We start from the raw sequence: 25672 nt of genomic DNA on the forward strand, positions 1-25672 counted from the left end.
GACGCGTCATGACCGTATCGTGTGAAGCGCATCACCGCCTCATTCCGCCGCGATGATGCGGCGGGAGCGCTCGGCCTGCGCCGTATAGTCCTCCTGCCAGTCGGTCGGACCGTTCGACAGGCCGACCTGCACCGCGGTCACCTTGTATTCGGGGCAGTTGGTCGCCCAATCCGAAAAGTCCGTGGTGATCACGTTCGCCTGGGTGCGAGGGTGGTGGAAGGTCGTATAGACGACGCCCGGCCCCACCCGATCGGTGAGGAGCGCGCGCATGGACGTCTCGCCCGCTCGCGAGGTGAGCTTGACCCAGTCGCCATCCTCGATGCCACGCACCTCGGCGTCATGCGGGTGGATCTCGAGGCGGTCCTCCTCGTGCCACGCGACATTCTCGGTCCGCCGCGTCTGCGCCCCGACATTATATTGCGACAGGATGCGCCCGGTCGTGAGGAGGAGCGGGAAGCGCGCGCCGGTGCGCTCGTCCGTCGCGACATAGTCGGTCACGATGAAGCGGCCCCGGCCGCGCACGAAGCTATCGACATGCATGATCGGCGTTCCCTCCGGCGAGGCGTCGCCGACCGGCCATTGCACCGAGCCTTTCTCGTCCAGAAGCTCGTAGCTGACCCCGGCGAAGGACGGTGTCGTCGCCGCGATCTCGGCCATGATTTCGGCGGGATGGGTGTAGCTCCACCCCGCGCCCATCGCATTCGCGAGGCGCTGCGTCACCTCCCAGTCGGCATAGCCGTTGCGCGGCTTCATCACCTCACGCACGCGGTTGATTCGCCGCTCGGCGTTCGTGAACGTCCCGTCTTTTTCGAGGAAGGTGGAGCCCGGCAGGAAGACGTGGGCGTAATTGGCGGTCTCGTTCAAAAAGAGATCGTGCACGATCACGCACTCCATCGCCGCCAAGCCGGAGGCGACGTGTTTCGTGTCGGGATCGGATTGCAGGATGTCCTCGCCCTGGCAGTAAAGCCCCTTGAAGGTGCCACCCACCGCCGCGTCCAGCATGTTCGGAATACGCAGGCCCGGCTCCGGATCGATCGGCACGCCCCAAGCCGCCTCGAAGATCGCCCGCACGTCGGCATTCTTGACGTGACGGTAGCCCGGAAGCTCATGCGGAAAGGAGCCCATATCGCACGAGCCCTGCACGTTGTTCTGGCCGCGCAGCGGGTTCACGCCGACACCGGGGCGGCCGATATTGCCCGTCAGCATCGCAAGGTTCGCAATGCCCATCACCGTCGTCGAGCCCTGGCTGTGCTCGGTGACGCCGAGACCATAATAGATCGCGCCATTGCCCCCGGTCGCATAAAGCCGCGCGGCGGCGCGCAGATCGGCCGCCGGAACGCCGGTCAGCGCCTCCGTCTCCTCCGGCCCGCGCGCGGGATCGGAGACGAACTCGGCAAAGTGCAAGAACTCGTCCCAGTCGCACCGGGCGCGGATGAACGCCTCGTCATAGAGCCTTTCGGTGACGATGACGTGAGCCATCGCGGTGACGACGGCGACGTTGGTGCCGGGCCGCAACGGCAGATGATGCGCCGCCTCGACATGGGCCGAGCGGACGAGATCGATCCGGCGCGGATCGATGACAATGAGCTTCGCCCCCGCCCGCAGCCGCTTCTTGAGGCGCGAGGCGAAGACCGGATGTCCGTCGGTCGGGTTCGCGCCGATCACGATCACGGTGTCGGTGTGCTCGACGGAATCGAAATCCTGCGTGCCGGCGGAGGTGCCGAAGGTCTGGCCGAGCCCGTAGCCGGTCGGCGAGTGGCACACCCGCGCGCACGTATCGGTGTTGTTGTTGCCGAAGACGGCGCGGGCGAGCTTTTGGACGAGGAACGTCTCCTCGTTGGTGCAGCGGCTCGACGTGATGACGCCGATGCTCTTCTGGCCGTATCGCTCCTGGATCGCGCGCAGGCGGCCGGCGGCGAAGGTCAGCGCCTCGTCCCACGAGACTTCTCGCCACGGCTCGTCGACGCTGTCGCGGATCATCGGCGACAGGATCCGGTCCTTGTGGCTTGCATAACCATAGGCAAAGCGGCCCTTGACGCAGGAATGACCGCGGTTCGCCTTGCCGTGCTTGTAGGGCTCCATGCGCACCAAAGTGTCGCCCGCAAGCTCGGCCTTGAACGAGCAGCCGACACCGCAATAGGCGCATGTCGTGACGACGGAGCGGGTCGGTGTCCCGAGCGCGGCGACGGACTTTTCCTGCAATGTCGCCGTCGGGCACGCCTGGACGCACGCCCCGCACGAGACGCAATCGGAGGAGAAAAAGTCGTCCGACGCGGCGCCCGCCTTGACGCGGCTGTCGAAGCCGCGGCCCTCGATCGTCAGCGCGAAGGTGCCCTGCACCTCCTCACACGCGCGCACGCAGCGGCTGCAGACGATGCATTTCGACGGATCATAGGTGAAATAAGGGTTCGATGCGTCCTTCGCGATATAACGCGGGTTCGCCTCCCCCTCCGGCATCCGAAGCCGCGCCTCGGCTTGCGAGCGCGCGCCGGTGCCGGACGGGTCATAATGGTTCTCGCCCGGCGTATAGCGCACGTCCCGCAGGCCCACGGCGCCGGCCATGTCCTGCAATTCGCAATCGCCGTTCGCCGCGCAGGTGAGGCAGTCGAGCGGGTGGTCGGAGACATAGAGCTCCATCACCCCCTTGCGGATCTTGCGGACCCGCTCCGACTGGGTGTGCACCACCATCCCGTCGGTGACCGGCGTCGTACAGGAGGCCGGCGTGCCGCGCCGCCCGTCGATTTCGACGACGCACAGACGGCACGAGCCGAACGCCTCGAGACTGTCGGTCGCGCACAGCTTCGGGACGGAGAGCCCCACCTCGGCCGCGGCGCGCATCACCGAGGTTCCGGCCGGAACCGTCACGGAAAAACCGTCGATGGTGAGCCTCACGGGCGCCCCCTCGCGGGCGGGCGTTCCCATATCGCGATCGTCGAGACCCATCGTGGCGGTCATTCTGCGGCCTCTTTCATGATGTGGAAATCGCCGGGAAAATGGTCGAGCGCCGACATCACGGGATAGGGCGTGAAGCCGCCGAGGGCGCACAGCGAACCATCACGCATCGTCTCGCAAAGATCGGTGAGGAGCGCCGACGCGGCGGTGTCGCCATCGGCGATACGGTCGATCGTCTCGACCCCGCGCACCGCGCCGATACGGCATGGCGTGCACTTGCCGCAGCTTTCGACGGCGCAGAACTCCATCGCGAACCGCGCCATTGCGAGCATGTCGACCGTGTCGTCGAAGACCACGATCCCCGCATGGCCGATCAGCCCGCCTTCGGCGTCGAACTCCTCGTAGCCGAGCGGAGTGGCGAACTTCTCACGCGGAAAATAAGCGCCGAGCGGGCCGCCGACCTGCACCGCCTTCACCGGCCGCCCGCTCGCCGTGCCGCCGCCGATCGTGTCGACGGCATCGCCGAGCGTCATGCCGAAGGCGGTCTCGAACAGGCCGCCCCGCTTCACGTTGCCGGCGATCTGGAGCGTCACGGTCCCGCGAGAGCGGCCGACGCCGAAGGCGGCATAATGGTCCGCCCCCTTCTCGAAGATCACCGGGACCGTGGCGAGCGAGATGACATTGTTGACGACGGTGGGCTTGCCCAAAAAGCCCTCCAGCGCAGGCAGCGGCGGTTTTGCGCGAACCGTCCCGCGCTTGCCCTCCAGCGAATTGAGAAGCGCCGTCTCCTCGCCGCACACATAGGCCCCCGCGCCGACGCGGATCTCCATGTCGAACGCCCGGCCGGAGCCCAGAATGTCGTCCCCGAGAAGGCCGCGATCGCGGGCGATGCCGACGGCGGCGTTCATCACCTCGATCGCGTCGGGATACTCGGAGCGCAGATAGACGAAGCCTTTCGACGCGCCGACGCCGAGGCCGGCGATCGCCATGCCTTCGATGAGGCTGAAAGGATCGCCCTCCATGATCATCCGATCGGCGAAGGTGCCGGAGTCGCCCTCGTCCGCATTGCAGACGATGAATTTGCGGTCCGCTTCGGCGTCGAGAACCGTCTTCCATTTGATGCCCGTCGGAAAGCCCGCCCCGCCCCGGCCGCGCAACTTCGAGGCCGTCACCTCCGCGACGATCGCCGCGCCGGTCATCGCGAGGGCGCGCCGAAGGCCGGCGAGACCGCCATGGGCGGCATAATCGTCGAGGTCGAGGGGATCGATCACGCCGCAGCGGGCGAAGGTCAGCCGGGTCTGACGGGCGAAGAAATCGATCTCCTCCACCCGGCCGAGACCGGCCAGCGTTCCGTCGAAGAAAGCCGGTATGTCGGCGGTGCGGAACGGGCCGAACGCCTCCCGCCCGTCGCCCCGATCGACCTCCACGAGAGGTTCGAGGAACACCATCCCGCGGGAGCCGTTGCGCACGATCTCGACCGGAACGCCGCGCCGCTCCGCCTCCGCCCGGATCGCCGCCGCGACATCGTCGGCGCCGAGCGCCTTGGCGGCGCTGTCGCGGGGAACGTAGACCCTCACGCGCCCGCCTCCGACAGGATCGCCTCGATCCGCGCCGCGTCGACCCGGCCGACGACCTTACCGTCGACCATCGCCGCCGGACCGCACGCGCAAAGGCCGAGACAATAGACCGGCTCGACCGTCACCGCCCCGTCGGGGGTCGTCTCGTGCCAGCCGATGCCGAGGCGTTGCAGCGTGCGCGCGGCGACCTCCGCGCCCCCCACCGACTGACACGCTTCGGCCCGGCACAGCCTGACGACGCGGCGGCCGGTCCGTTCCCGTCGGAAGTCATGATAGAAGCTGACGACGCCGTGAACTTCGGCCCGGCCGAGATTGAGCATCTCGGCGATGACGGGCACCGCCGCCTCAGGGATGTGGCCGAACCGGGCCTGCACGGCATGGAGGATCGGCAGGAGCGGACCGTCGAGCGCCCGATGCGCGTCGACGATGGCGCGGACGCCGTCCAACTCGAACGGCGGGGGTGCCGGCGTCACATTCGGCGGACGTTGCATAGCAGCCATTCATCATCGAACCCGCTTGCGTTGTGACGCCCTCATACACCGCGGGTCAATATCGACATACCGTCAATCGATAGACGCTATCGATCGTCAGAGGCTGGCGATCCCCTTCGCCTCCCCCAGCAATGCGGTGAGGAGCGGGGTGTGCGGCTCGCGATAGGGCGCGACGAGGCCCACCCTGTAATGATGCTGATGGCCGTCGAGCGGAATCTGGCGGATCGGTTTGCCGACCGCGAGGAAGTCGGCGAGATCGCGCGGCAGGACGGACATTGCGGCCCCCGCCATCACGGTCGCCGTCAGGACGACGGTCGAGTTCGATTCCACCACCGTCTGCGGCGCGGCGTTCGACGCGGCGAGATTGGCGTTGATGATACGCCGGTTCTGCATGTCCGGCGTAAGGAGGCAGAGCTTTGCCTCGGCAAGCTCGCCCCAGGCGACCGATCGGCGCTCGGCGAAGGGCGAGGCCTCATCGCACAAGAGCACATAGACCTCCTCGTAGAGCGGCACGGTGCTCACCCGATCGAGGGGCTCATTGTCGAGATAGGAGACGCCGGCATCGACCTCGAGATTGTCGAGCATCGAAAGGATATCGCCCGAATTGCGCGACAGGATCGTGAACTGGACCTTCGGATGCTTCTCACTGAACGTCGTCGCGAGCTTGGCCGCCCACGTGAGCGCGGTCGGGATCACCGCGATCCGCAAGCGCCCGGCGAGGCCATGGCGCGAGGCTCGCATCTCCTCGCGCATCTGGCGCGTGTCGGCGACGATCCGCCGTGCCCAGAGGAGCGTCGTGTGCCCCTCCGGCGTCAGCCCGCCAAAGCGCGAGCCCCGGACGACGAGTTGCACGCCGAGCTGCTCTTCGAGCTGCTTGATGCCGTGCGACAGGGTCGGCTGGGTGATGCCCAACACCCTGGCGGCGCGCCCGAAATGCTTCTCGGTGGCAACGGCGATGAGCATTTCGAGCCGGTCGATCACGACGGAGATATCCCGTAGATTGCGCGATCGTCGACCCTAGGCGCCGCCTCGCTCCGCCTTCAAGAGGACGCCCGCCGCTTCCGCCGCGCAACGGGGGAGCGTTCAGTCGAGATCGCGGCGCATCGTGGCCATGCCGGACCGGCGCGACAGCTCCTCATAACCCGCACTCTCGTAGATCTTGAGGGCCGGCGCATTCTCGGTCTCGACCTTCAGGCTGAGCGACAATGCTCCCAGCTCGCGCGCCTTGTCTTCCGCCATTTCGACGAGGGCGTGACCGGCGCCGCCCCTCACCTCGGGCGCGACATAGACATAGGCAAGGTGGCGCACCTCTGGGCCGACGCCGACGCGCAGCGCGAAGAAGCCCACCTCACGCCCCTCCCCGTCGAGCACATAATAGGACGCGTCATCGGGCTCGCAGAGCCACGTTTCGGACCATTCGAGCGGGTCGAACGGATGCTTTGCGCTCGGATTGACGAGGGCGAGATCGGATTCATCGGTGAGGAGGGACGACAGCGGCGTCAGATCGAACGGAGCGTTCGGACGGACGGATAACGTCACGTTGGGGCCTCTTGCGTTGGCGTGGGGCTTTGGCGTGTTTGGGCCGCGCCTCGCATGAAAAAGGGGCCGATGGCAACCGGCCCGGGCCACCGACGCGGGTGGGCGATTTGCTTTTCGGCCGGGCGGCGTGCATGTCGCCTCGGTCTCAATCTCTGCGAACCGTCCGATGCCCGCATTCCGCAATCTGTCCGCGATCGGCCGCGCGCTCCTGCCGGCCTTGCCCGCCCCCTCGCCCGCCGAGACGTGGCGGGCGCCGCTCGGCGCCTGTGTCGGCCTCACATTGTGCGCGCTTTGCGTCCTCGCGATGCAGGCGGCGCATGGCGGGCTCTGGTTCCTCGTCGCCCCGCTCGGGGCATCGGCCGTGTTGCTCTTTGCGGTGCCCAACAGTCCGTTGGCACAGCCCTGGTCGGCCGTCGTCGGCAACACGGTGTCGGCGGTCGTCGCGGTCGCCGTGCTCCAGGTCGTGCCGCCGCCCTTCGATTTCGGGATCGCCGTCGGCGGCGCGATCGCGGCCATGATGATCACCCGGTCGCTCCATCCACCAGGCGGCGCGGTGGCCCTCCTCGCCGTCATCGAAGCGGAGACGGTGCGGGAGATCGGAATTCTCTTCGCACTCGTTCCCGTCGGCGCGACGACCACGCTCCTCGTCCTGTCGGCGATCGTCTATAACCGCCTCACCGGACGGGTCTATCCGTTCCGCCAACCCCACTCGCAACCCGGCGCGGAACGCCGCCTTGGTCTTTCGAGCGAAGAGCTCGGCGCCATTCTCGGGCGCTTCAACCAGGCGAGCAATGTGGGTGTCGCCGATCTCGCCCGCCTCCTCGCGGCCGCCGAGCACGAGGCCGCCGCCCATCGCTTCGATCAGACGCGCTGCGCCGATCTGATGACGAAAGACCTGATCACCGTCTCGGCCGAGACGCCCCTCACCCGCGCCGTGTGGCTGTTTCAGAAGCACGCGATCAAGAGCCTCCCGGTCGTGGGCGCGGACGGTGCACTCCTCGGCATCCTTCTCCAGGGCGATCTCATCGAAGCGCTCACGCTCGGCCGGCCCGTGCGGCGCTCCCCCAATGCGCGCCGTCTGCGCCGACCCTTGCGGGATCTCCTCGCCGAGGACGCGATGCAGGACGCCGCGACGACCGTGACCGAGGACACACCCGTCGGCGCCCTGTTGAACCGCCTCGCGAGCCAGGCCGTCCAGGTGGTACCGGTGATGCGCGGGCCGAAGGTGGTCGGCATCATCACGCGCTCGGACATCATCGGCCTTCTCCTGCGCGGTTCGGCCGAGCGGAAGGCCGCATAAGGTCGGCCCGCCGGCGACATCGCACCGCAGCGCGGACGCGCCCCGACTTGCGCAACGTCAAGGCCGGACGGCGCGGGCGTCGTAGCATGGCCCCGACGCCGGAAAATGTTCAGCGGAGGGGACGACGATGGCCAAGACGATGCGAGCGGCCGTGGTGCGCGAGTTCGGCGCGCCCTTGCGGATCGAGGACGTTCCCGTGCCCGATCCCGGCGACGACGCGATCCTGGTGAAGGTCGAAGCCTGCGGCGTCTGCCACACGGATCTTCACGCCGCCTCGGGGGATTGGCCGGTCAAGCCCGCACCGCCGTTCATTCCCGGCCATGAGGGGATCGGCCGCGTCGTCGGCGTCGGGCGCAATGTGCGCGGCGTCAAGGAAGGCGACCGGGTGGGCGTGCCGTGGCTCCATGCCGCCTGCGGCCATTGCCACCATTGTGTGGGCGGCTGGGAGACCTTGTGCGCCGAGCAGACGAACACCGGCTACAGCGTCAACGGCGCGTTCGCGGACTATGTGCTCGCCGCCAACGGCTTCGCCGCCCCGATCCCGGACGGGCTCGACCCGGTGAAGGCCGCGCCGCTTTTGTGCGCCGGGGTGACGGTCTACAAGGGCATCAAGGAGACCGAGGCCCGCCCCGGTCAGACGATCGTCGTCTCCGGCATCGGCGGCCTCGGCCATATGGCGGTGCAATATGCCAAGGCGATGGGCCTTTACGTCATCGCCGTCGACGTTGCGGACGACAAGCTGGACCTTGCCCGCCGCCTCGGCGCGGACGAGACGGTGAACGCCATAACCACCGACCCGATCGAAGCGGTGCAGGCTGGCGGCGGCGCAGAAGGGGTGCTCGTCACGGCGGTGAGCCGCGAGGCGTTTCGCCAAGGCGTCGGGATGCTTGCCCGCCACGGCACGATGTCCCTCGTCGGCCTGCCTCCCGGAACGTTCGATCTCGACATCTTCGACATCGTTCTCGGCCGCAAGACGATCCGCGGCTCGATCGTCGGCACACGGCTCGATCTCGACGAGGCGCTCGATTTCGCCGCGCGCGGGATCGTCTCCGCAAACGTCGCGCCGGTACCGCTGGAGGCGGTCAACGACGTGTTCGACAAGATGCGCGCGGGGACCATCGAGGGCCGTCTCGCTCTCACTTTGTGACCGGGTAAGTCGGCCGGTCCGCGCCCTCAGCGCCGGATCCAGCGCGCGCCGTCTTTCACATAAGAGCGCTTCACGGCCGCCCAGGCGATGCGGTGGGATCGCGCCTCGCGGTCCCGCTCCCTCGGATCGCTGTCGAAGGCGTGATTGAACGCCGCGCGGTAGATCTCCTGCGCGTGCGGCGGCAGGTGCGTGCGCAGCGAGATCGGCAGATCCTCTTTCGCATCATACGGCATCGCCGCTCCTCCTCGCCTCATCCCACCGTCCGGCCGGCGGGCCGTCTCAGATGTCCAGCTCCGGCTCCGGCGTGCGCTTCGGCTCCTCCGGCAACTCCGTCATCGTCGCTTCCGTGAGGAGGAGGATGCTCGCCACCGAGACGGCGTTTTCGAGTGCGACCCGCACCACCTTGGTCGGGTCGACGATGCCGGCCTCCATCAGATCGACATAGGTCTTGCGTCCCGCGTCGAAGCCTTCGCTCCCGCCTTTCTCCAGCATCCGCGCGACCACGACGCCGCCATCGGCCGCCGAATTCTCGGCGATCTGCCGCGTCGGCGCTTCGAGGGCGCGCTTCAGGATCTGGATGCCGGTGCGCTCGTCCCCCTCGCTGTTCGCCTCTTCGTCGGCCACCGCCGCGATACAGCGCAGCAGCGCGAGACCACCTCCCGGCACGATGCCCTCCGCGACAGCCGCCTTCGTCGCGCTGATCGCGTCGTCGAGCGCCTCCTTGCGTGCCTTCATTTCCGACTCCGACGGCGCGCCGACCCGGATCACCGCGACGCCGCCGGCGAGTTTGGCGAGGCGCTCCTGCAATTTCTCGCGGTCATAGTCGCTCGTCGACGTCTCGATCTCGCGGCGAATCTCGGCGATGCGCGCGTCGATCGCCCGCCGCTCGCCGCCACCTCCGACGATGGTCGTCGTATCCTTGTCGATGACGATGCGCGCGGCCTTACCGAGATGCTCGACGGCGACATGCTCGAGCGCGGTGCCGAGATCCTTGGAGATCACCTGCGCACCGGTCAGGACCGCGATATCCTGGAGCATTGCCCGACGCCGATCGCCGAACCCCGGCGCCTTCACCGCGCAACACCGCAGCGCCGCCCGAAGCTGGTTGACGATCAATGTCGCAAGCGCTTCGCTCTCGACGTCCTCCGCGATGACGAGCAGCGGACGGCCGAGCTTTGCGACCTCTTCGAGGAGCGGAAGAAGATCCTGGAGCGTGCCGACCTTCTGATCCGACACCAGCACCAGGGCATCCTCGAGGACGGCTTCCATCGCCTCGGGGTTGGTGACGAAATAGCGGGAGAGGAAGCCGCGATCGAACTGCATGCCCTCCACCACCTCGAGGACGGTATCGGTCGTCTTCGATTCTTCGACGGAGACGACACCCTCGTCGCCGACCTTTTCCATCGCGTCCGCAACCAGCTCGCCGATCGCCGGATCGTTGTGGGCGGAGATCGTCGCGACCTGCGCCTTTTCGAGGCGGGTCTTCACCGGCCGGGACAGATCCCGCAACGCCGCGACGGCGCGCCAGGTGCCACGATCGAGGCCGCGCTTGATGTCGATCGCGCTGGCGCCGGCGACGACATTGCGCACGCCGTCGGCGAAAATCGCGTGGGCGAGGATCGTCGACGTGCTGGTGCCGTCTCCGACCATCTCCCCGGTGCGCTCGGCCGCCTGCCGCAACATCCGCGCGCCGAGATTCTCCTCCGGGTCCTTGAGGTCGACCTCTTTGGCGATCGTCACCCCGTCATTGCAGACGAGCGGCGCGCCCCACTTCTTTTCGATGAGCACCGATTTCGAGCGCGGGCCGAGCGTCACGCGCACGGCGTCGGCGAGCTGGGTCGCGCCGCGCAAGACCTTCTCTCGCGCCGCCGAATGAAACAGGATTTGCCGATGCGCCATCTCGCCGCCCTTCTCGCCTCGACCAGCGATAAAAGCGGCGCGAGAACGGCGCTTGACGAACGTCAACGCCCGCGCGGCCGCGTGTCCGGGCCGCGCTATGTGGTCGTGACGACCTTGACCGCCGTGTCACGGCGCAGAACGTCCACCACCACCTGCGAGCCGGTCCCATAGAGCGCGATGTCGATCGTTCCGCCGACCACCGCGATCCGGCTCAGGCGGACCTCCTGGAGGAATCGCGGCAAGACGGGATGGTCGAAACTGACGATGTTCGTGGCCGGATCGAAGTCGAAGCCCAGGCAGGGGCGGAGGGCCGAAAGCGGCGCTGCCGCCGCCCAGGCCTGGGGAATGCAGGCGACGGGGTAGAAGGTCGGCCCGCGGCTGCGCTGACGTCCGAAGCCGCAAATCAGCTCCGGCAGCCGGCTGAGATCGAGATAGAGCGAGGCGTCGAATATGCCTTCGAGGATGCGCGCCGCGTCCCGGCGATAGCCGTAACGGGCAAGGCCGGCGGCGACGAGCGCGTTATCGTGCGGCCAGACCGATCCGTTGTGATAGCTCATCGGATTATAGCGCGCCTCACCGGACGCGATCGTGCGCACCCCCCAACCGGAGAACGATGCCGGCGCCATCAGCGTGCTTGCGACGACGGCCGCGCGGTCCTCGAAGGCGATGCCGGTGAAGAGGGCATGACCGGCATTGGAGGAGCGGACGCGGCAGGGTCGCTTTCGCCCATCGAGCGCGATCGCGTAGGTGCCGAGCGCGGCGTCGAAGAAGGCCGCGTCGAACTTTGTGCGAAGTGCGTCCGCCTTCGCCTCGAACGCGCCGCCGCGGACGGCGTCGCCGAGCGCCCGCGCCATCGTGGCGGCGGCGACATAGGCGGCATAGACATAGGCCTGCACCTCGGCGAGCGCGATCGGCCCCTCGGCGAGCGTGCCGTCGGCGTGGAAGACCGCGTCATAACTGTCTTTCCAGCCTTGATTGGCGAGGCCGTTCGCGGCCTGACGCTCATATTCGACGAAGCCGTCACCGTCCCGATCGCCGAACGTCTCGATCCACCGGAGCGCCGCCTCGATCGGCTTCCACAGCGTGCGGATGGTGGCAAGGTCGCCGGTCTGGCCGAAATAGGCCCCGCACAGCATCACGAAGAGGGGCGTTGCGTCGACGCTGCCATAATAGCGGCGGAACGGAACCTCGCCGAGCTCGGCCATCTCCCCGTGCCGAACCTCGTGAAGGATCTTGCCGGGCTCGGCATCGCTCTCCGGCTCGATGTCGACCGCCTGATTGGCGGCGAGATAAGAGATCACCCCGCGTGCGATCATGGGATCGAGCCAGAGCACCTCCCACGCGGTGATCAGCGCGTCCCGACCGAAGACGGTGCTGTACCAGGGAATTCCCGCATAGGGATAAGGCCCTTCCGGCTCGTCGGTCAGGAGCATGTAGATGTCGGAGACGCTGCGCCGGACGGTCTCGTTGAAGCTCTCGTGCGAGGTCGAGACGGCCGCCGCCCGCGAGGCGGAGCGGCGCAGCGCGCGCCGGGCATTGCGCATGGCGCGGAAGAAGCCGAGGCACGGCTCGCGCTCGGCCTCCCGGTCGCACAGGATCGCGACGAAGAGCGACCGCCGCTCGCGCGGTGCCAGATCGAGCGTGAATTCGACGCGATCGCCGGCGAGCCGGTCCGGCGGCGGATCGAACATGATGCGGGTCGTCCGGCGGCGGTCGTCGAGCCCGGTATAGGAGAGCACGACCCCCGCCCGCTCCAATTCGGCGGGATGCATCGTCCCGCGCCGCGCCCGCCGTGCGCCGCGCACCTCGAAGATGTCGGCAAAGTCCGCGCCGAAGGCGATGCCGATCCGCACCCGCCGCCGGATCATATCGTAGTTGCGGACGATGAGCCGCTCGAAGCACCCCGCCTGCCACAGGAGGCGGGAACGCCCGATATGCAGGAGGTCGTGGTCGAGCCAGCAATGCCCGTCATCCCCATAAAGGTCCGGGTTGGTGAGATCGCAGCTCAGCACGGCATTGTCGTCCCGCACGGTGGAGCTCAGCAGGATCGGGCACGCCCCCTCGATCGTGAGGGCGAAGCCGGACAGATAACGGGTGTCGCGATGATAGAGACCCTCGGGGCTGCCGGGGCCGGCGATCGCGTCGCCGTTGTGGTCGAAGACGGCGAAGGTGTCTCCTTGTTTCAGCGTGCGCGGCCGGCGCTCCTGCAAAAGGGCCGTCGCCGGGATGACGAACGGCGCCTGAAGCCCGCCCCCGTCCGCCGGGGTCGCCCACGCACCGGAATCCGCTGAACCTGTCGCCATCGCCCCGAACCGCTCCCCACGGCCTCATGCCGGCTTTTCGATGCCGCTCCCGCTTGCCGGTAACGGGACGAACGGCAGGCGCGCCGCGCCCGGCAGCGCGCGATAGATCGCAAGATAGTCCCGCGCCATGCGGCGGGCCGTGAACCGCTCCTCGAACAGGCGCCGCACATTGCGGCGGTCGAGCTCCCCGACGCGCGCCACCGCCGCGACCATCGCGTCGACATCCTCGACGACGAAACCGCTTTCCCCGTCGACGAGGATTTCCGACACCGCGCCCCGATCGAGCGCGATCGTCGGCGTCCCGCACGACATCGCCTCGATCATCACGAGCCCGAACGGCTCCGGCCAGTCGATCGGGAAGAGGAGCGCGCGGGCCTCGCCCATGAACGCCGCCTTCCGCCGCTCGTCGACCTCCCCGATATAGTCGACATTCGGGCACGCCTTCACCATCGGCGCGATGACTTCGTCCCAATAGGCCTGATCGACGGGATCGATCTTCGCGGCGATCTTGAGCGGCAGGCCCGTGCGCACCGCGACCTCGATCGCCGTGTCGGGCCCCTTCTCCGGTGAGATGCGGCCCAGAAAGGCGAGGTATCCGTCCTTGCCTCTCGGCGAATAGGGCAGACGGTCCCGCGGCAAGCCATGGTACACCGTCCCGACCCAATGCGCCTCCGGGAGCGGCCGGCGCTGGTCGTTCGAGATGGAGACCAGCGCCGCGTCGCGAAAATGCGAGAAGAGCGGTTTCAGATCCGGCAGATCGAGCCGGCCGTGCAGCGTCGTCACCGTCCGGTCCATCATCGATTGCAGCATCGGAAGGTGCAGATAATCGATATGGAAGTGCAGGATATCGAAGCTTTCCGCCCGCCGCCGCACATCGTCGAGCAGCATCACATGATAGGGCAGCATGTCCCTGACGGCGGGATCGAGACGGAGCGCACGCGGCCAACCGGGAACGAGCTGCGCGGCGGTCGTGGAATCGCCGCTCGCAAAGAGCGTCACCTCGTGCCCCTCGCGAACGAGCTCCTCGGTGAGATAGGACACGATCCGCTCCGTTCCGCCATAAAGGCGAGGCGGCACGGCCTCCGCGAGCGGCGCGATCTGGGCGATCCTCATCCTAGCCTACGCTGTACAAAGGCCTCAGAACGCTCGCCGGATTAAACGTTTGTCTCGGCGGCCGATTGACGAAGCTCAATCCTCCCGCCCCCTCAAAGGCCTTCGAGATCGATCACCAGCGCAGCGTGATCGCTCGCATGAGGATGATGCCACCCCGCACCGCCCCCAGCACCGATAAATCCCCCCTCCGCACCACCGAGACCGAGCCGGATGACGCGCGGCACCGCCGTCGGCCAGCGCCGCGCGAGGGCGGGCGAGGCGAAGAACCCGTCCGGCCGGCCAAAAGGATGCGCCGGCGGCTGGTGATAGGACCAGCGCTCCCTCTCCGGCAGGCGAAGCATCAGATCGGCGGAGAAGTTCCCGAGGATCGGCGCGATCGCCGGACCGTTCCCGGCCTGACGTTCCACCGTCTCGTTAAGATCGCCGAGGATCAGCCAGAGCGCGGCCGCCGCATCGGGAAAGCGGCGCTCGACCAAGCGGCGGACGGCGCTCGCCTCGAGCCGGCGCAGGCGCCACGCGATGTCAGGATCAGGATACGGCGCCTTGAGATGGCAGACGAAGAGCGTGAGAGAACCGGCCGTCACCTCGAGACAGTCGCGCCGGAAGACGCGCTCCTCCGCCCCGACCTCCGCGATCGCATCGAGGCCCAGCGACGCCGGCGTCGCATCGGCATGGCTGACGCTCCGGTCGATGCGAACCCGGCTCATCAGCGCGACATCGAGCCCTCGCCCGTCATTGCCGGGGCGGCAGATCCGGTGCGGGTATGGCGCCACGCCGGCGGGAACGAGCACCGTGTCGTGGAAATAATCGAGCGTTGCCTGATCGAAGACCTCCTGGAGGGCGACGATATCGGCGTCCGCCTCTTTGAGGACGGCGGCGGTGAGGCGGCGGTCGAGCGCATCGAAGGCGGTGGCGGTTCGACGATCGGCGGGAACGTCCTCGTCGCGCGCACCATCGAGATGACCGTCGGCGCGAAGGCGCATATTCTGGACGTTGAAGGTCGCGATCCGCATGGGCGTCCGTCCGTCCCGCGCGGCCCGACCCCCAAGCCGCGATGCCTCCTCGCCCGTCCCCACGGCCGCCCGGATGGCCGCGGTCGATCAGGCCGGTGTTTTCCGCGCGAGATAGACGCGCATCAGGATGTCCTGGTCATGATCGCCGAAGCCACGGCCGAAGATGTTGATGCCGCCGGGATGCTTGGCATTCTCGGCGATCCCCACCCGCATCCGCACCGAATGGTGCTCGGTGAGCTTGAGGTCGGATAAGGTCACGTCCGAACAACGCTCGCCGTCCACATAGCTTCCATCGTCGGTGATCCGCCACCGCGTGAGCTTGCCGTATTGCGAGCCTTCGAGCTTCCACCAATGCGGCGTGTAGGCGCCGCGCTTGTCACCGAAATCGCCCGGCGAGCACCAGGTTCCGATCTCGACGCCATTGACCCACACCGTGATGTCGGACGGCCAGTTCTCGTTCGTGCCGGGGACTTCCGAGGACAGCTCCATCGCAAATTCGATGGCGTCGATCCCTGCCTTCAAAACTTTGGCGTTGTTGGGAAATTTATATTCGACATAGCCGCGGCCGAACCACAACAAGGCCGCGCCCATGCGCCTCGGATCGAGGAAGAGATCCGGCACGTCGAGAACGCCGACAATGCCTTGCAGCGAGCACAGCCCACACGGCGCGCTGACATCGCAGCTCGTATAAAGGCCGAGCGGCATCGACACGTCGACATGGTCGTCGCGCGTGTCGACGCCCTCGGCATCGAGCCGGATGACGATCTCGCGATAGCGGGCGGAGCAGATCTTCTGCTGACCCTTGACGGCCTTGCAGACGCGCGTGTCGATCAGCTCGGCCTCTTCGAGGATCTTCACGTGCGTCGCAACGGTCGACTGCGGCAAGTCGAGCGCGGCGGCGATCTCGTTGACGTTGATCGCCCCGCGTTTTTGCACGAGCCGCAGGATCTTGATCCGCACCGGGGAGGCCAGCCCGCGCAAGACGGGATAGCTGTGATCCGGATTGACGTTGAGAAATGTCCGTCCGACGTCGTCATTCGCCCGCATGCGGTTCGCCCTCTCCGGGTGGGCTGTGTCGCCCATCGGATTTTATCGTTCGACGAGGCGGATCACATTCCACGATAGCGGCTTCAGCGTAGCGCTGATTGTGCCGCCTTGCACCCTCACACCCTCCAGTGGTTTGCGGGTGATCCGGTCCGGCTCGTCCTTGGTGTTGATCGCCTCGAGATCGCCGTCATGCAATTCGTGCGCGTCCTCAAGCGTCAGATCGGCGAACGAGCGCGCCGTCACGTCGAGCTGCATCTCCTCGGTGAGGTGCCGGTTGAGGGCGAAGATGGTGAGGGTTCGCCGGTCCGGGTCGTAGACGCTCGCCGTCTTCAGATACGGCACGTCCTTGGCGGGATAATAAAGATCCTGCGTGTTGCGCGGGTCGTAATAGCGCGCATCATAGGTCGGCGACTTCACCTGCCCGTTGAGGACGCGTCCTTGGCCGTGGGCGCTCATGTCGGCGAAGGGGAAGAAGATCGTCTGCCGCCAGGCCGGGCCGCCGGTCTCGGTCATGATCGGGGCGATCGCGTTGACGAGCTGCGCAAGGCAGGCGCAACGCACGCGGTCGGCATGGTTGAGCAGCGAGATCACGGCCCCGCCGAAGGCGAGCGCGTCCTCCATGTTGTAGATCTCTTCGAGGATCTCGGGCGCGACGGGCCAACCCGGCTTCGTCCGCCCCTCGCTGCCGCGGCGGGTGCGATACCACACATTCCACTCGTCGAAGGACAGCATGATCCGCTTGTCGGACAGACGGCGCGCGGCCACGGCGTCGGCGATCGCGACGACCTCCTCGATGAAATCGTCCATGAGGTCGGGGCTCGCGAGGAAGGCGGCCGTGTCCTCGGCATAGTTGTTGAGGTAGGTGTGAAGGCTGATCCATTCGACGTGGTCGAAGGTGTGCTCCAGCACCGTGTCCTCCCACTCGCCGAAGGTCGGCATCCGCCGCGAGGAGGAGCCGCAGGCGGCGAGCTCGATCGACGGATCGATCCAGCGCATCATCTTGGCGGCCTCGGTGGCGATACGGCCATATTCGGTGGCGGTCTTCGCCTCCATCTGCCACGGCCCGTCCATCTCGTTGCCGAGACACCAGAACTTCACGTCATGGGGCTCCGACCAACCGTGCTCGGCGCGAAGGTCCGAGTAGTAGGTGCCGCTCGGATGATTGCAATATTCGACGAGATTGCGCGCCGCGTCGCCGCCGCGCGTGCCGAGATTGACGGCGAGCATCGGCTCGATGCCCGTCGCCCGGCACCAGTCGATGAACTCGTTCGTGCCGAAGGTGTTCGGCTCGGTCGACCGCCAGGCGAGATCGAGCCGCTTCGGACGGTCCTCCACCGGCCCGACCGCGTCTTCCCAATTGTAACCGGAGACGAAATTACCGCCGGGATAGCGCAGGATCGTGGGCCCAAGCTCCTTCACCAGCGCCATGACGTCCTTGCGGAAGCCCTTCTCGTCGGCCTCCGGGTGGCCGGGTTCGTAGAGGCCGCCATAGATGCAGCGGCCGAGATGTTCCGCGAACGCGCCGAACAGGCGCGGATCGGTGGTCCCGACAGCGAAGTCCTTGTTGAGCAGGATTGAGGCGGCAACCATAGTTGAGACTCCATTCGATAGCGTCGGTGTGGCGACGGTCGTGCGAGACGGGGTGTCGGATCAGGTGGGTTCGAGCGTCGCGGCGTCGGTCTCGGCGAGCGCCGAGCCGGTGATCGCCGCGTCGGGAGACAGGACCGCCGCCTTCAGCTCGCGCGAATAGGGATGTTGCGGGTCGGCGAGCACCGTGCGCGCGTCGCCGGCCTCCACGACCTCGCCCTTTTGCATGATGATGATGCGGTCGGAGATGTAATATGCCGTCGCGAGATCGTGGGTGATGTAGATGATCGACACGCCGAGATCGTCGCGCAGCGTCATGAAGAGGTTGACGATCGAGGTGCGCAGCGAGGCGTCGACCATCGACACAGGCTCGTCGGCGACGATCAGCGCGGGCCCCGGAATCAAAGCCCGCGCGATCGCGATGCGCTGAAGCTGACCGCCCGAGAGCTCGTGCGGAAAACGGCCCTTCACCTCGGCGAGCGACAGCCCGACCTTGCGCAGCGCCTCGTCCGCCTGCCGTTCCACCTCGTCACGCCGGCTCACGCCATTGAAGCGGCGCGCCGTCATGAAGAGATAGCGGTCGACCTTCTTCAGCGGATTGAAGGCCTCGAACGGGTTCTGAAAGATCGGCTGTACCCGCTTCATGAAGGCGAGACGGTCGCGTCGGCTCTTGATCGCGGCGACGTCCTGTCCCTCGAAACGGATTGCGCCATCGCTCGGCGGCACGCTCGCGAGGATCATCCGCGCAAGGGTCGACTTGCCGGAGCCCGACTCGCCGATGACGGTGAAGATCTCCGGCCGTCCGGCTTCGAGCGCGAAAGAGACATTTTCGACCGCGCGAACCCGGTGGCTGCCCAGAATGCCGCCCATTGCGTACGTCTTGCCGACCTTGTCGACTTCGAGAAGATGGGTCATGCGGCAATGCTCCGCGTGGCGTTCGCGATCCCGTCCGGGATCGTCTCCGGCTCCGCCGCGAAGCAGGCGACGCGGCGCCCCTTGCCGGCGGTCACGAACGGCGGCACGACCGTGCGGCACACCTCCATCGCCATCGGGCAACGGGGGTGAAAGCGACAGCCGGGCGGCGGGTCGGCGAGGTTGGGCGGCGTGCCCTTGAGCCCCTCGCGCGGCGTCCGATCGCCGATCCGCGGCAGGCTCGAGATGAGATGTTGGGTATAGGGATGCTTCGGACTGGCGAAGAGGTCCGAGGTCGCCCCCTCCTCCACGAGCCGGCCGGCGTACATAATGCCGAGCCGGTCGCACAGATTCGCGTGCACGCTCATGTCGTGGGTGACGAAAAGAAGGGAGGAGCCGATCTCGCGCTGCACCTCACGGATCATCGCGAGGACGCGCTTTTGCACGACGACATCGAGCGCGGTCGTCGGCTCGTCGGCGATGATGAATTCCGGCTTGCAGACGGTCGCGAGCGCGATCGTCACCCGCTGGCGCATGCCGCCCGAAAGCTCGTGCGGATAGGCATCGAGGACGTGCGGCGACAGGTGCAAGCGGTCGAGGTGGGCGACGACGACCTCCTCGAACGCACGGCGCGAGGGGGCCGCGATATGGCGCGCGGCGAAATCGATGAAGGCCTGGCGGACCCGGCGCACCGGGTTCAGCACGTTCATCGAGCCCTGCATGATATAGGACAAATGTCGCCAGCGGATCGCGTCGAGATCGGCCGGAGCGCCGGAATATAGGTCGATCGACTTGCCGCGGAAGTCGAAGTGTACCTTACCGCCGACGACGGTGAGCGGCGGCTGGATCGCGCCGGCGATGGTCTTGATGAGGCTCGTCTTGCCGGAGCTCGATTCGCCGGCGATCCCGTAGATCTCGTTCGGCATGATGCGGATCGAGATGTCGTCGACCGCGCGCACCTCCCGCTTCACCCCGAAAAGGTCGAGGACATAATAGGCGCGCAGATCCTCCACCGAGAGGACGGGGCGGACGGACGCGTCGGGCGTCGCCATCGCTGCGCCGGCGCCGGGTTGGGTGAGCGTCGTCATGCGGCCCCCTTCATGCGCGAGAGGCGGCTGCGCGGATCGATGTATTCGTTCATCGAGACGGCGAGCAGGAAGAGACCGATGAACAGGATCACGACCATCAAGACCGGGAAGAGGATCCACCACCACACTCCCGCCACGAGGGCGGTGTGCTGGTTCGCCCAGTAGATCATCGTCCCGATCGTCGGCGTGTTGATGTTGGTGAAACCGAGGACGGACAGCGTCACCTCGAGCCCGATCGACCAGTTCATGTTGTTCATCGTGGTCGAGAAGACGATCGGCATGACGTAGGGCAGATGCTCTTGCGACACGATCTGCCGCGTCGTCATGCCGGAAAAGACGCTCTGCTGGGTGAACTCGCGGGTTCTGAGGCTCATGGTGACGGAGCGGATCAGGCGCGCGTCATAGGCCCAGCCGAGACACGCCATGATGATCGCGAGCCCGACCCACGACATAGAGTCCCGCATCACGAAGTAGAAGAGGACGAGGATCGGAAAGAGCGGGATCACGACGAAGGTGTCGTTGATCGACATCAGCACCCGATCGACGGCGCCGCCGAGATAGCCCGACACGAGACCGATCAGGAGCGAGAGAATGCGCGACAGGATGGCGACCGAAAGGCCGAAGAGCAGCGTGTTGCGCATCGCGAAGGTGAGCCGCCAGAAGGTGTCCTGCCCGCGCGAGGTCGTCCCCATGATGTGCTCGGCCGAAGGCGGCATGTCGGGAAAGACGACGTAGATGAGATCCGGTTCGTAAGGCGACACGAACGACAGCGCCGAGACGATGACGACGATCGCGAGGAGGAACATCCCGATCGCGAACTCGATATTCGTCCGCAGAAGGTCGAAGACGACGCGCATCACGCCACCTTCACGCGCGGATCGAGGAGCGGATAAGCGAGATCGATGATGAGGACTGCCGCCGCGACCGAAACGATGGAGATCGTCGTAATGCCGAGGACGAGCGAGTAGTCGCCGGCGTGCACCGCATCGACGAGCAGCGAGCCGATGCCGGGATAGCCGAACACCTCCTCGGTGATGATCGCACCGTTGAAGATCGCGCCCAGCGACATCGCAAGGCCCGTCATCTGCGGCACCAGCGCGTTGCGCATGACATAGCGCGACAGGATCCGGCGGCGGTTGACGCCGCCGAGCTCGGCATATTGCACATAGTCCTCCGTCACGATGTTGGAGACGAGGGCCCGCATGCCCATGAACCAGGAGCCGAGGCCGACCAGGATCAGCGACAGAGCCGGCAAGATCGAGTGATAGAGGACCGATAGAATGAAGGTCGCATCCCACCGCGGCGCGAGGTTCATCCTGTATCCGCCCGATAGCGGAAAGATCGGCCACACGTAGGCGAACAGGATCAGCAGAACGAAGGCGACGATATAATAAGGGATCGGGTGAAGCCCCATCGCCAGAACGCCGGACATCTTCAGGAGAACGTTTGAGCGATAGTAGCCCGCCAGTCCGCCGAGGATGTTTCCGAGCACCCAGGCGATGATCGTGGCGGTCACGAGAAGACCGATGGTCCACGGCAGCGCCCGCGCGATGAGCTCCGACACCGGCGTCGGGAAGGCCGAGAGCGAGGGGCCGAAATCACCCTGCAGGATGCGCCCCCAGAAGGTGACGTATTGCTGGATAACGTTGCCCTCGGTGCCGTAGAGCTCGCGAAGCGTCTCACGCAGCATCGCAATCGCCTCAGGGCTCGTTGAGCCGAAAGCCGCCGCCGCCGAAATGGTCGTCTCGACCGGATCGATGGGGGTGAGGTGCGTGACGAAGAAGGTGATCGAGATCCCGACGAAGACGACGAGGACGAACTGCCCCAATCGCTTCAGGATGTACTGTCCGTAGCCGTGCATGGTGGAACCGCCGTTGATCGAACTGGGGGGCGGGGCACGGACGCCATCGGCGCCGCGCCCCGCACGGGGATCAGTCCGGCTTCGTCGGCCGCAGCTGGGTCATCATGTACTTGGTGTTGGCCCAGTTGGGGACGGGATTGGTGTACGGGTTGTCCGCCGTCGGGTAACCCGTCCAGTAGGTCGTATCCATCACCGTGAAGACGTTGTAGGCCATCAGCGGGATGATCGGCATTTCGCGGACCATGAGCTTGGCGTAGTCCCTGCCGAGCTCGACCGCTTCTTCGGTATCGAAGCCGACACCACGGATCTTCTCGATGATCTCGTCGAGTTCGGGGCTCGAATACCGCTGCCAGTTGCGCGGCGGCTGCGGCGCGCCCGGCTCGGCGATGAACTCCGAGTGCCAGCTGTCGAGGAAGAAAGCGAGGTCCGGGTGGCCGCCCAGCGTCTCGACCGACCAGGAGATGATCGCGTCGAAATCACCGGTATTGCGTCGCTGGATCAGCGTGCCTTCGGCGACCTCGGTCTCGGCGTCGATGCCGAACTGGCGCCAGGCCTGTGCGATCATCGTCCCGGCGCGTGTCATCACCGGCCGCTTTTCGCCCTCGACTACGATGCGGATGCGGAAGGGCTCGCCATCCGGCGTGTACCACTGCCCGCCCCGCTTCTCGAAGCCGGCCTTTTCGAGGAGCTGCGCGGCAGCCTCCGGGTTCGGCTTCCACCACCCCTGTCCGAAGGCGGCCTGGATCGCCTCAGGATCGGACGGGATCGCGTCGCCCAGCGAGGCACGAAGCTGCTCGGCGAGGGCTAGGGTGATCTCGGTGTCGTAGGGCTTGATCGTCCCCTGCCCCGTGTCGAGCTCGAATTCCTCAAGCCAGCTTTCGAGCGGCTTATGATAGTCGCTCGGATGGGTGCCGGTGGGCGGAATGGCGATCGCGGAGATCGTCGCCGCACCACGATAAGAGGCCATCGAGACGGCCTTGATATCGATGAGGAGCGCCAGCGCCCAACGCACATCGCTGTCGGAGAAGACCTTGTTCTGATGGTTGAAGATCAACGACGGCAGCGTCGGATCGGGGTGCGCATAGGGGAACCCGTCGAACCAGGCGACCGACGAGGGCGACTGGCGCGCGAGGGTGAACATCCCCTCCGGCGCGACATCGTGGATGATGTCGAGCTCATGATTGAGCTGCGCGATGACCCGTTTGTCCGGCGGACCGGGGTCCGTGTACGCGACATAGGTCGGTCCGGGCTCGCCGAAGCGGGCGACGGACGTGTTTTCCCAGTCTTCGCGCTTTTCCCAGGTGAACCATTTGCCGTTGGGGTCGAACGCCATCAGCTTGTAAGGGCCGAGGCAGACCGGCGGGTTGAACGCGAATTTCAACGGATCGCCGGCGTCCGCGAAGACGTGCTCCGGCATGATCCAGAGGGCGTTCCAACGCACCGTGAAGATGATGTGGAAGCGCGAATTGGGCTTCTTCAGCTTGAAGACCACCGTGTGGGGATCCGGCGCCGTCGCCTCCTCCACGTTGATCTGGATCGGTGCGCTCCAATAGAGCCCATTCGAATTTTTGTGAGTCTCGACCGTGAAGAGCACGTCGTCGGCGGTGAACGGCTCGCCGTCACTCCAGGTGAGCCCTTCGCGCAGTTTGACGGTCATCTCGGTGAAGTCGTCATTATACTGCGGCGGCTCGGCGGCGAGGGAGTTGTCCCATGCCCCGTCGAGCCCTTCATCCGAGTCGACATACCACAGCGTGTCCATGCAAAGCTGCTGCAGGCCTGTCGACCGTCCGCCTGCATTCACAGACCAGTAATTGAACCAACTCGCATTTTTGATGGTTCCTTCTGGATTTTCCACGATGAGCGTCTGCTCTCGCGGAAGATCAGTGACTTGCGATTGAGCAAAAGCCACCGTTGTCGCGGCCAATGTGCTGACCGCGACCGTAAGTGTACGCCCGATTGCCATTGTCGCCTCCCTAGGCAACTTGTATCTTTTTGTTGCACTTGGAAGCGTACTAGTTGTGCGGACTGTATCAAAGTCCTTTTGCAACCGTATCAGTATCTTTGGTTTGAATGTAAAAACGCCCGCTTCGCATGGCTCGACCCCGCTCTCGACGGCTGCCATGCGACGATTGGTTCCAAATGCGACGCCCGGCGTCAGCGCGTTGCGGGCCGCAAAAGTCGCGATCAGGCCGGGCCGCTGTGGCGACGGCTCGGCGCGCACGTGTCGGCGATCCCCGCCTCCGTCACCACGAGATCGAGGGGAATGTCGTGGGGCTGGGGGAAGATCGTCGCAAGCCGGGCCGCGCTGAAGCCGACCCCGATCGCGAATGGACGCGGTGCGAGCGCCGCCAAAGTCCGGTCGAAATAGCCGCCCCCATAGCCGAGGCGGTAGCCCGCGCCATCCCATCCGACGAGGGGCGCGAGGACGATGTCGGGCGTCAGCGTCTCGCCGGTGTCGGCTGGGACGGGAATATTCCAAACGCCGCGCATCATCCGCGCCCCCGGCGACCAACGGCGAAAATGGAGCGGCGCGGCCCGTTCGGCGACCACGGGCAACGCGATGATGACGCCGGCCGCATGGAGCGCGGCCATCAGCGCACGCAGATCCGGCTCCCCTTTCATCGGCCAATAAACCGAAAGGATCCGGCCCGCTCCCGCGTCGAAGCGCTTGGCGAGGAGGGTGTGGAGATGCTGCGCGAGCGCCGCGCTCGCCGCATGGCGCGCCGCAGGGCTCAACGCATCGCGCTCGCGGCGCAGGCGGATCCGTTCCGACCGGCGCCAACGGGCGACATCGATCGCCTGTTGCGGATCGACGGCGAGAGGGTCGAACTCGCCCGCTGAACAGGGCGGTGACGCGTAGCGCCTCAGCGCATTCTCATCGGCGGGCATATCGCCCTCCTCCAGGTTCGCGCCGCAACGATGGGGGCATCCGTCGACGGCGCGGCTCGGCGGAGGACGCGGGCAGGCTTTATGTCGGCACGGTCGTCAGCCTTTCGGCGAGCCATTCGCGCAGCACGACCGCCTGGTTGTGCTCGATGTCTTTCGCGGCAAAGAGAAGAATGACGGGCCCCTTCCGGCACCAGGCGAGGCAGCGCTCGACCGCATCAGGATTGTCCCGGAGTTCGGCGCGATATCGCGTGCGAAAGTCCGCCCACTTGTCCGGATCGTGTGCGAACCATTTGCGCAGCGCGGTCGTGGGCGCGACCTCGCGGATCCAATCGTCGGCGTGAAGGTCCGCCTTCTTGATCCCCCGTGGCCAGACGCGGTCCACCAATAACCGCGCGGCCCGCCTTTCGGTCGGCGCGTCGTAGACCCGCGCGATGCCGATCGCGGGCGTCACCGGATCAACCGCCGCCGGCGACCGGAACCCGCCCGGGCGCTGCACCGCGCGGATCGCGCAGGCTGGCGGCGGCCTCGCGCCGCGCTGCCGTCAGTTCCACCGCCATCTGCAGCGAGCGGGCGATGCGTTCGGCGCGCTCGATCACGTGGTCCGCCCCGGCGGGCGTGCACACCTCGTGCGCCGTCTCGCGGAAGAGCATCAGCCAATGCGCAAAGTGCGCCGCCTCGACCGGAAGCGGCGCATGGAGGGGAACCGGGCGGCCGTGATAGCTCCCCGTCATGAGAGCGACGGAGCACCAGAAGCCCACCATCCGCTCGAGGTGCCGCGCCCAGTCCGTGATGCGCGCCGCGAAGATCGGGCCGAGCAAGTCGTCGGCGCGGATCTTGGCGTAGAACCGATGGACGAGCGTGCGCAGAACCGCCTCGTCGAGGCCGGTCTCCTCCATGATGGCGGCCGTCATCTCCGGGCGGGAGGAGGCGACGATCGGGATCGTTTCGGATTCGTGTGCGGTCATGGCCCATCTCGCCAACGCGGTCTTGCCATCAGACTAGGATCTCGAATAG

General features: G+C 66.6%; 22 protein-coding genes. 2 read left to right on the forward strand and 20 right to left on the reverse strand.

The genetic code is table 11. From position 1 onward, the window contains the following. Window positions 1–39: 39 nt before the first annotated feature. From fdhF to L1787_RS15875, 5 genes are all read right to left on the reverse strand, one after another. Complete coding sequence (gene fdhF, locus L1787_RS15855; protein ID WP_235710064.1) at window positions 40–2943, reverse strand: formate dehydrogenase subunit alpha; 2904 nt, start codon at window positions 2941–2943, stop codon at window positions 40–42. A gap of 8 nt (window positions 2944–2951) precedes the next feature. Further along, window positions 2952–4469, reverse strand: a complete 1518-nt coding sequence (locus tag L1787_RS15860) for a formate dehydrogenase beta subunit (RefSeq protein ID WP_235709803.1) — start codon at window positions 4467–4469, stop codon at window positions 2952–2954. Next, window positions 4466–4960 carry a formate dehydrogenase subunit gamma gene (locus tag L1787_RS15865; protein WP_235709804.1) on the reverse strand — a complete coding sequence of 165 codons (495 nt, stop codon included), beginning with the start codon at window positions 4958–4960 and terminating at the stop codon, window positions 4466–4468. The genes L1787_RS15860 and L1787_RS15865 overlap by 4 nt, the downstream gene beginning before the upstream one ends. 96 nt (window positions 4961–5056) lie before the next feature. Beyond that, window positions 5057–5941, reverse strand: coding sequence for a LysR family transcriptional regulator (locus tag L1787_RS15870; RefSeq protein ID WP_235709805.1), 885 nt, complete (start codon window positions 5939–5941; stop codon window positions 5057–5059). A 102-nt stretch (window positions 5942–6043) separates the two neighbouring features. After that, on the reverse strand, window positions 6044–6499 hold the full coding sequence (locus tag L1787_RS15875; protein ID WP_235709806.1) for a GNAT family N-acetyltransferase: 456 nt from the start codon (window positions 6497–6499) through the stop codon (window positions 6044–6046). Window positions 6500–6665: 166 nt separating this feature from the next. Here L1787_RS15875 and L1787_RS15880 point away from each other — a divergent pair, with 166 nt between their 5' ends. Then, window positions 6666–7799 carry an HPP family protein gene (locus L1787_RS15880; RefSeq protein WP_235709807.1) on the forward strand — a complete coding sequence of 378 codons (1134 nt, stop codon included), beginning with the start codon at window positions 6666–6668 and terminating at the stop codon, window positions 7797–7799. Between the two features lie 127 nt (window positions 7800–7926). Next, complete coding sequence (locus tag L1787_RS15885) at window positions 7927–8946, forward strand: zinc-dependent alcohol dehydrogenase (RefSeq protein WP_235709808.1); 1020 nt, start codon at window positions 7927–7929, stop codon at window positions 8944–8946. A gap of 26 nt (window positions 8947–8972) precedes the next feature. Here L1787_RS15885 and L1787_RS15890 read toward each other — a convergent pair whose 3' ends face one another. The 15 genes from L1787_RS15890 to L1787_RS15960 all read right to left on the reverse strand — a co-directional run bounded on the left by L1787_RS15890 (window position 8973) and on the right by L1787_RS15960 (window position 25623). After that, on the reverse strand, window positions 8973–9179 hold the full coding sequence (locus tag L1787_RS15890; protein ID WP_235709809.1) for a ChaB family protein: 207 nt from the start codon (window positions 9177–9179) through the stop codon (window positions 8973–8975). 46 nt (window positions 9180–9225) lie between these two features. Beyond that, complete coding sequence (groL, locus tag L1787_RS15895; protein ID WP_235709810.1) at window positions 9226–10845, reverse strand: chaperonin GroEL; 1620 nt, start codon at window positions 10843–10845, stop codon at window positions 9226–9228. 95 nt (window positions 10846–10940) lie between these two features. Further along, window positions 10941–13148, reverse strand: coding sequence for an amylo-alpha-1,6-glucosidase (locus L1787_RS15900; protein ID WP_235709811.1), 2208 nt, complete (start codon window positions 13146–13148; stop codon window positions 10941–10943). 24 nt (window positions 13149–13172) lie between these two features. Continuing rightward, complete coding sequence (locus L1787_RS15905) at window positions 13173–14261, reverse strand: glycosyltransferase family 4 protein (RefSeq protein ID WP_235709812.1); 1089 nt, start codon at window positions 14259–14261, stop codon at window positions 13173–13175. A gap of 92 nt (window positions 14262–14353) precedes the next feature. After that, window positions 14354–15274, reverse strand: a complete 921-nt coding sequence (locus L1787_RS15910; protein WP_235709813.1) for an endonuclease/exonuclease/phosphatase family protein — start codon at window positions 15272–15274, stop codon at window positions 14354–14356. Between the two features lie 87 nt (window positions 15275–15361). Then, a complete protein-coding gene (locus L1787_RS15915) occupies window positions 15362–16357 on the reverse strand; it encodes an ArsR/SmtB family transcription factor (protein WP_235709814.1) in 996 nt (331 codons plus the stop codon). A gap of 6 nt (window positions 16358–16363) precedes the next feature. After that, entirely contained in the window at window positions 16364–17911 is a 1548-nt protein-coding gene (gene arfA, locus L1787_RS15920) for an arabinosylfuranosidase ArfA (protein WP_235709815.1), read from the reverse strand. 60 nt (window positions 17912–17971) lie between these two features. After that, entirely contained in the window at window positions 17972–18823 is an 852-nt protein-coding gene (locus L1787_RS15925) for an ABC transporter ATP-binding protein (RefSeq protein ID WP_235709816.1), read from the reverse strand. Further along, a complete protein-coding gene (locus tag L1787_RS15930) occupies window positions 18820–19872 on the reverse strand; it encodes an ABC transporter ATP-binding protein (RefSeq protein ID WP_235710065.1) in 1053 nt (350 codons plus the stop codon). Before L1787_RS15930 ends, L1787_RS15925 begins: the two co-directional genes overlap by 4 nt. 32 nt (window positions 19873–19904) lie before the next feature. Further along, window positions 19905–20768: an ABC transporter permease gene (locus L1787_RS15935; protein ID WP_235709817.1), complete on the reverse strand. Its 864-nt coding sequence runs from the start codon at window positions 20766–20768 to the stop codon at window positions 19905–19907. Continuing rightward, the gene (locus tag L1787_RS15940) at window positions 20765–21769 is read right to left on the reverse strand and encodes an ABC transporter permease (RefSeq protein WP_235709818.1); all 1005 of its coding nucleotides are present in this window, start codon (window positions 21767–21769) and stop codon (window positions 20765–20767) included. Before L1787_RS15940 ends, L1787_RS15935 begins: the two co-directional genes overlap by 4 nt. Window positions 21770–21839: 70 nt before the next feature. Continuing rightward, a complete protein-coding gene (locus L1787_RS15945) occupies window positions 21840–23732 on the reverse strand; it encodes an ABC transporter substrate-binding protein (protein ID WP_235710067.1) in 1893 nt (630 codons plus the stop codon). Between the two features lie 221 nt (window positions 23733–23953). Continuing rightward, the gene (locus tag L1787_RS15950) at window positions 23954–24658 is read right to left on the reverse strand and encodes a 5-formyltetrahydrofolate cyclo-ligase (protein WP_235709819.1); all 705 of its coding nucleotides are present in this window, start codon (window positions 24656–24658) and stop codon (window positions 23954–23956) included. A 79-nt stretch (window positions 24659–24737) separates the two neighbouring features. Continuing rightward, a complete protein-coding gene (locus L1787_RS15955) occupies window positions 24738–25109 on the reverse strand; it encodes a DUF488 domain-containing protein (protein WP_235709820.1) in 372 nt (123 codons plus the stop codon). Between the two features lie 4 nt (window positions 25110–25113). Then, window positions 25114–25623 carry a group III truncated hemoglobin gene (locus L1787_RS15960; protein ID WP_235709821.1) on the reverse strand — a complete coding sequence of 170 codons (510 nt, stop codon included), beginning with the start codon at window positions 25621–25623 and terminating at the stop codon, window positions 25114–25116. Window positions 25624–25672 lie beyond the last annotated feature (49 nt).

This window comes from Acuticoccus kalidii (assembly GCF_021556395.1).
Lineage (GTDB): Bacteria > Pseudomonadota > Alphaproteobacteria > Rhizobiales > Amorphaceae > Acuticoccus > Acuticoccus kalidii.

Bases quoted from the DNA above. Each gene is read 5' to 3' on its own strand.
- fdhF (WP_235710064.1), bottom strand. From the start codon at position 2,943: ATGGGTCTCGACGATCGCGATATGGGAACGCCCGCCCGCGAGGGGGCG.
- L1787_RS15865 (WP_235709804.1), bottom strand. From the start codon at position 4,960: ATGCAACGTCCGCCGAATGTGACGCCGGCACCCCCGCCGTTCGAGTTG.
- L1787_RS15880 (WP_235709807.1), top strand. From the start codon at position 6,666: ATGCCCGCATTCCGCAATCTGTCCGCGATCGGCCGCGCGCTCCTGCCG.
- L1787_RS15885 (WP_235709808.1), top strand. From the start codon at position 7,927: ATGGCCAAGACGATGCGAGCGGCCGTGGTGCGCGAGTTCGGCGCGCCC.
- L1787_RS15890 (WP_235709809.1), bottom strand. From the start codon at position 9,179: ATGCCGTATGATGCGAAAGAGGATCTGCCGATCTCGCTGCGCACGCAC.
- groL (WP_235709810.1), bottom strand. From the start codon at position 10,845: ATGGCGCATCGGCAAATCCTGTTTCATTCGGCGGCGCGAGAGAAGGTC.
- L1787_RS15900 (WP_235709811.1), bottom strand. From the start codon at position 13,148: ATGGCGACAGGTTCAGCGGATTCCGGTGCGTGGGCGACCCCGGCGGAC.
- L1787_RS15905 (WP_235709812.1), bottom strand. From the start codon at position 14,261: ATGAGGATCGCCCAGATCGCGCCGCTCGCGGAGGCCGTGCCGCCTCGC.
- L1787_RS15910 (WP_235709813.1), bottom strand. From the start codon at position 15,274: ATGCGGATCGCGACCTTCAACGTCCAGAATATGCGCCTTCGCGCCGAC.
- L1787_RS15915 (WP_235709814.1), bottom strand. From the start codon at position 16,357: ATGGGCGACACAGCCCACCCGGAGAGGGCGAACCGCATGCGGGCGAAT.
- arfA (WP_235709815.1), bottom strand. From the start codon at position 17,911: ATGGTTGCCGCCTCAATCCTGCTCAACAAGGACTTCGCTGTCGGGACC.
- L1787_RS15925 (WP_235709816.1), bottom strand. From the start codon at position 18,823: ATGACCCATCTTCTCGAAGTCGACAAGGTCGGCAAGACGTACGCAATG.
- L1787_RS15930 (WP_235710065.1), bottom strand. From the start codon at position 19,872: ATGGCGACGCCCGACGCGTCCGTCCGCCCCGTCCTCTCGGTGGAGGAT.
- L1787_RS15940 (WP_235709818.1), bottom strand. From the start codon at position 21,769: ATGCACGGCTACGGACAGTACATCCTGAAGCGATTGGGGCAGTTCGTC.
- L1787_RS15945 (WP_235710067.1), bottom strand. From the start codon at position 23,732: ATGGCAATCGGGCGTACACTTACGGTCGCGGTCAGCACATTGGCCGCG.
- L1787_RS15950 (WP_235709819.1), bottom strand. From the start codon at position 24,658: ATGCCCGCCGATGAGAATGCGCTGAGGCGCTACGCGTCACCGCCCTGT.
- L1787_RS15960 (WP_235709821.1), bottom strand. From the start codon at position 25,623: ATGACCGCACACGAATCCGAAACGATCCCGATCGTCGCCTCCTCCCGC.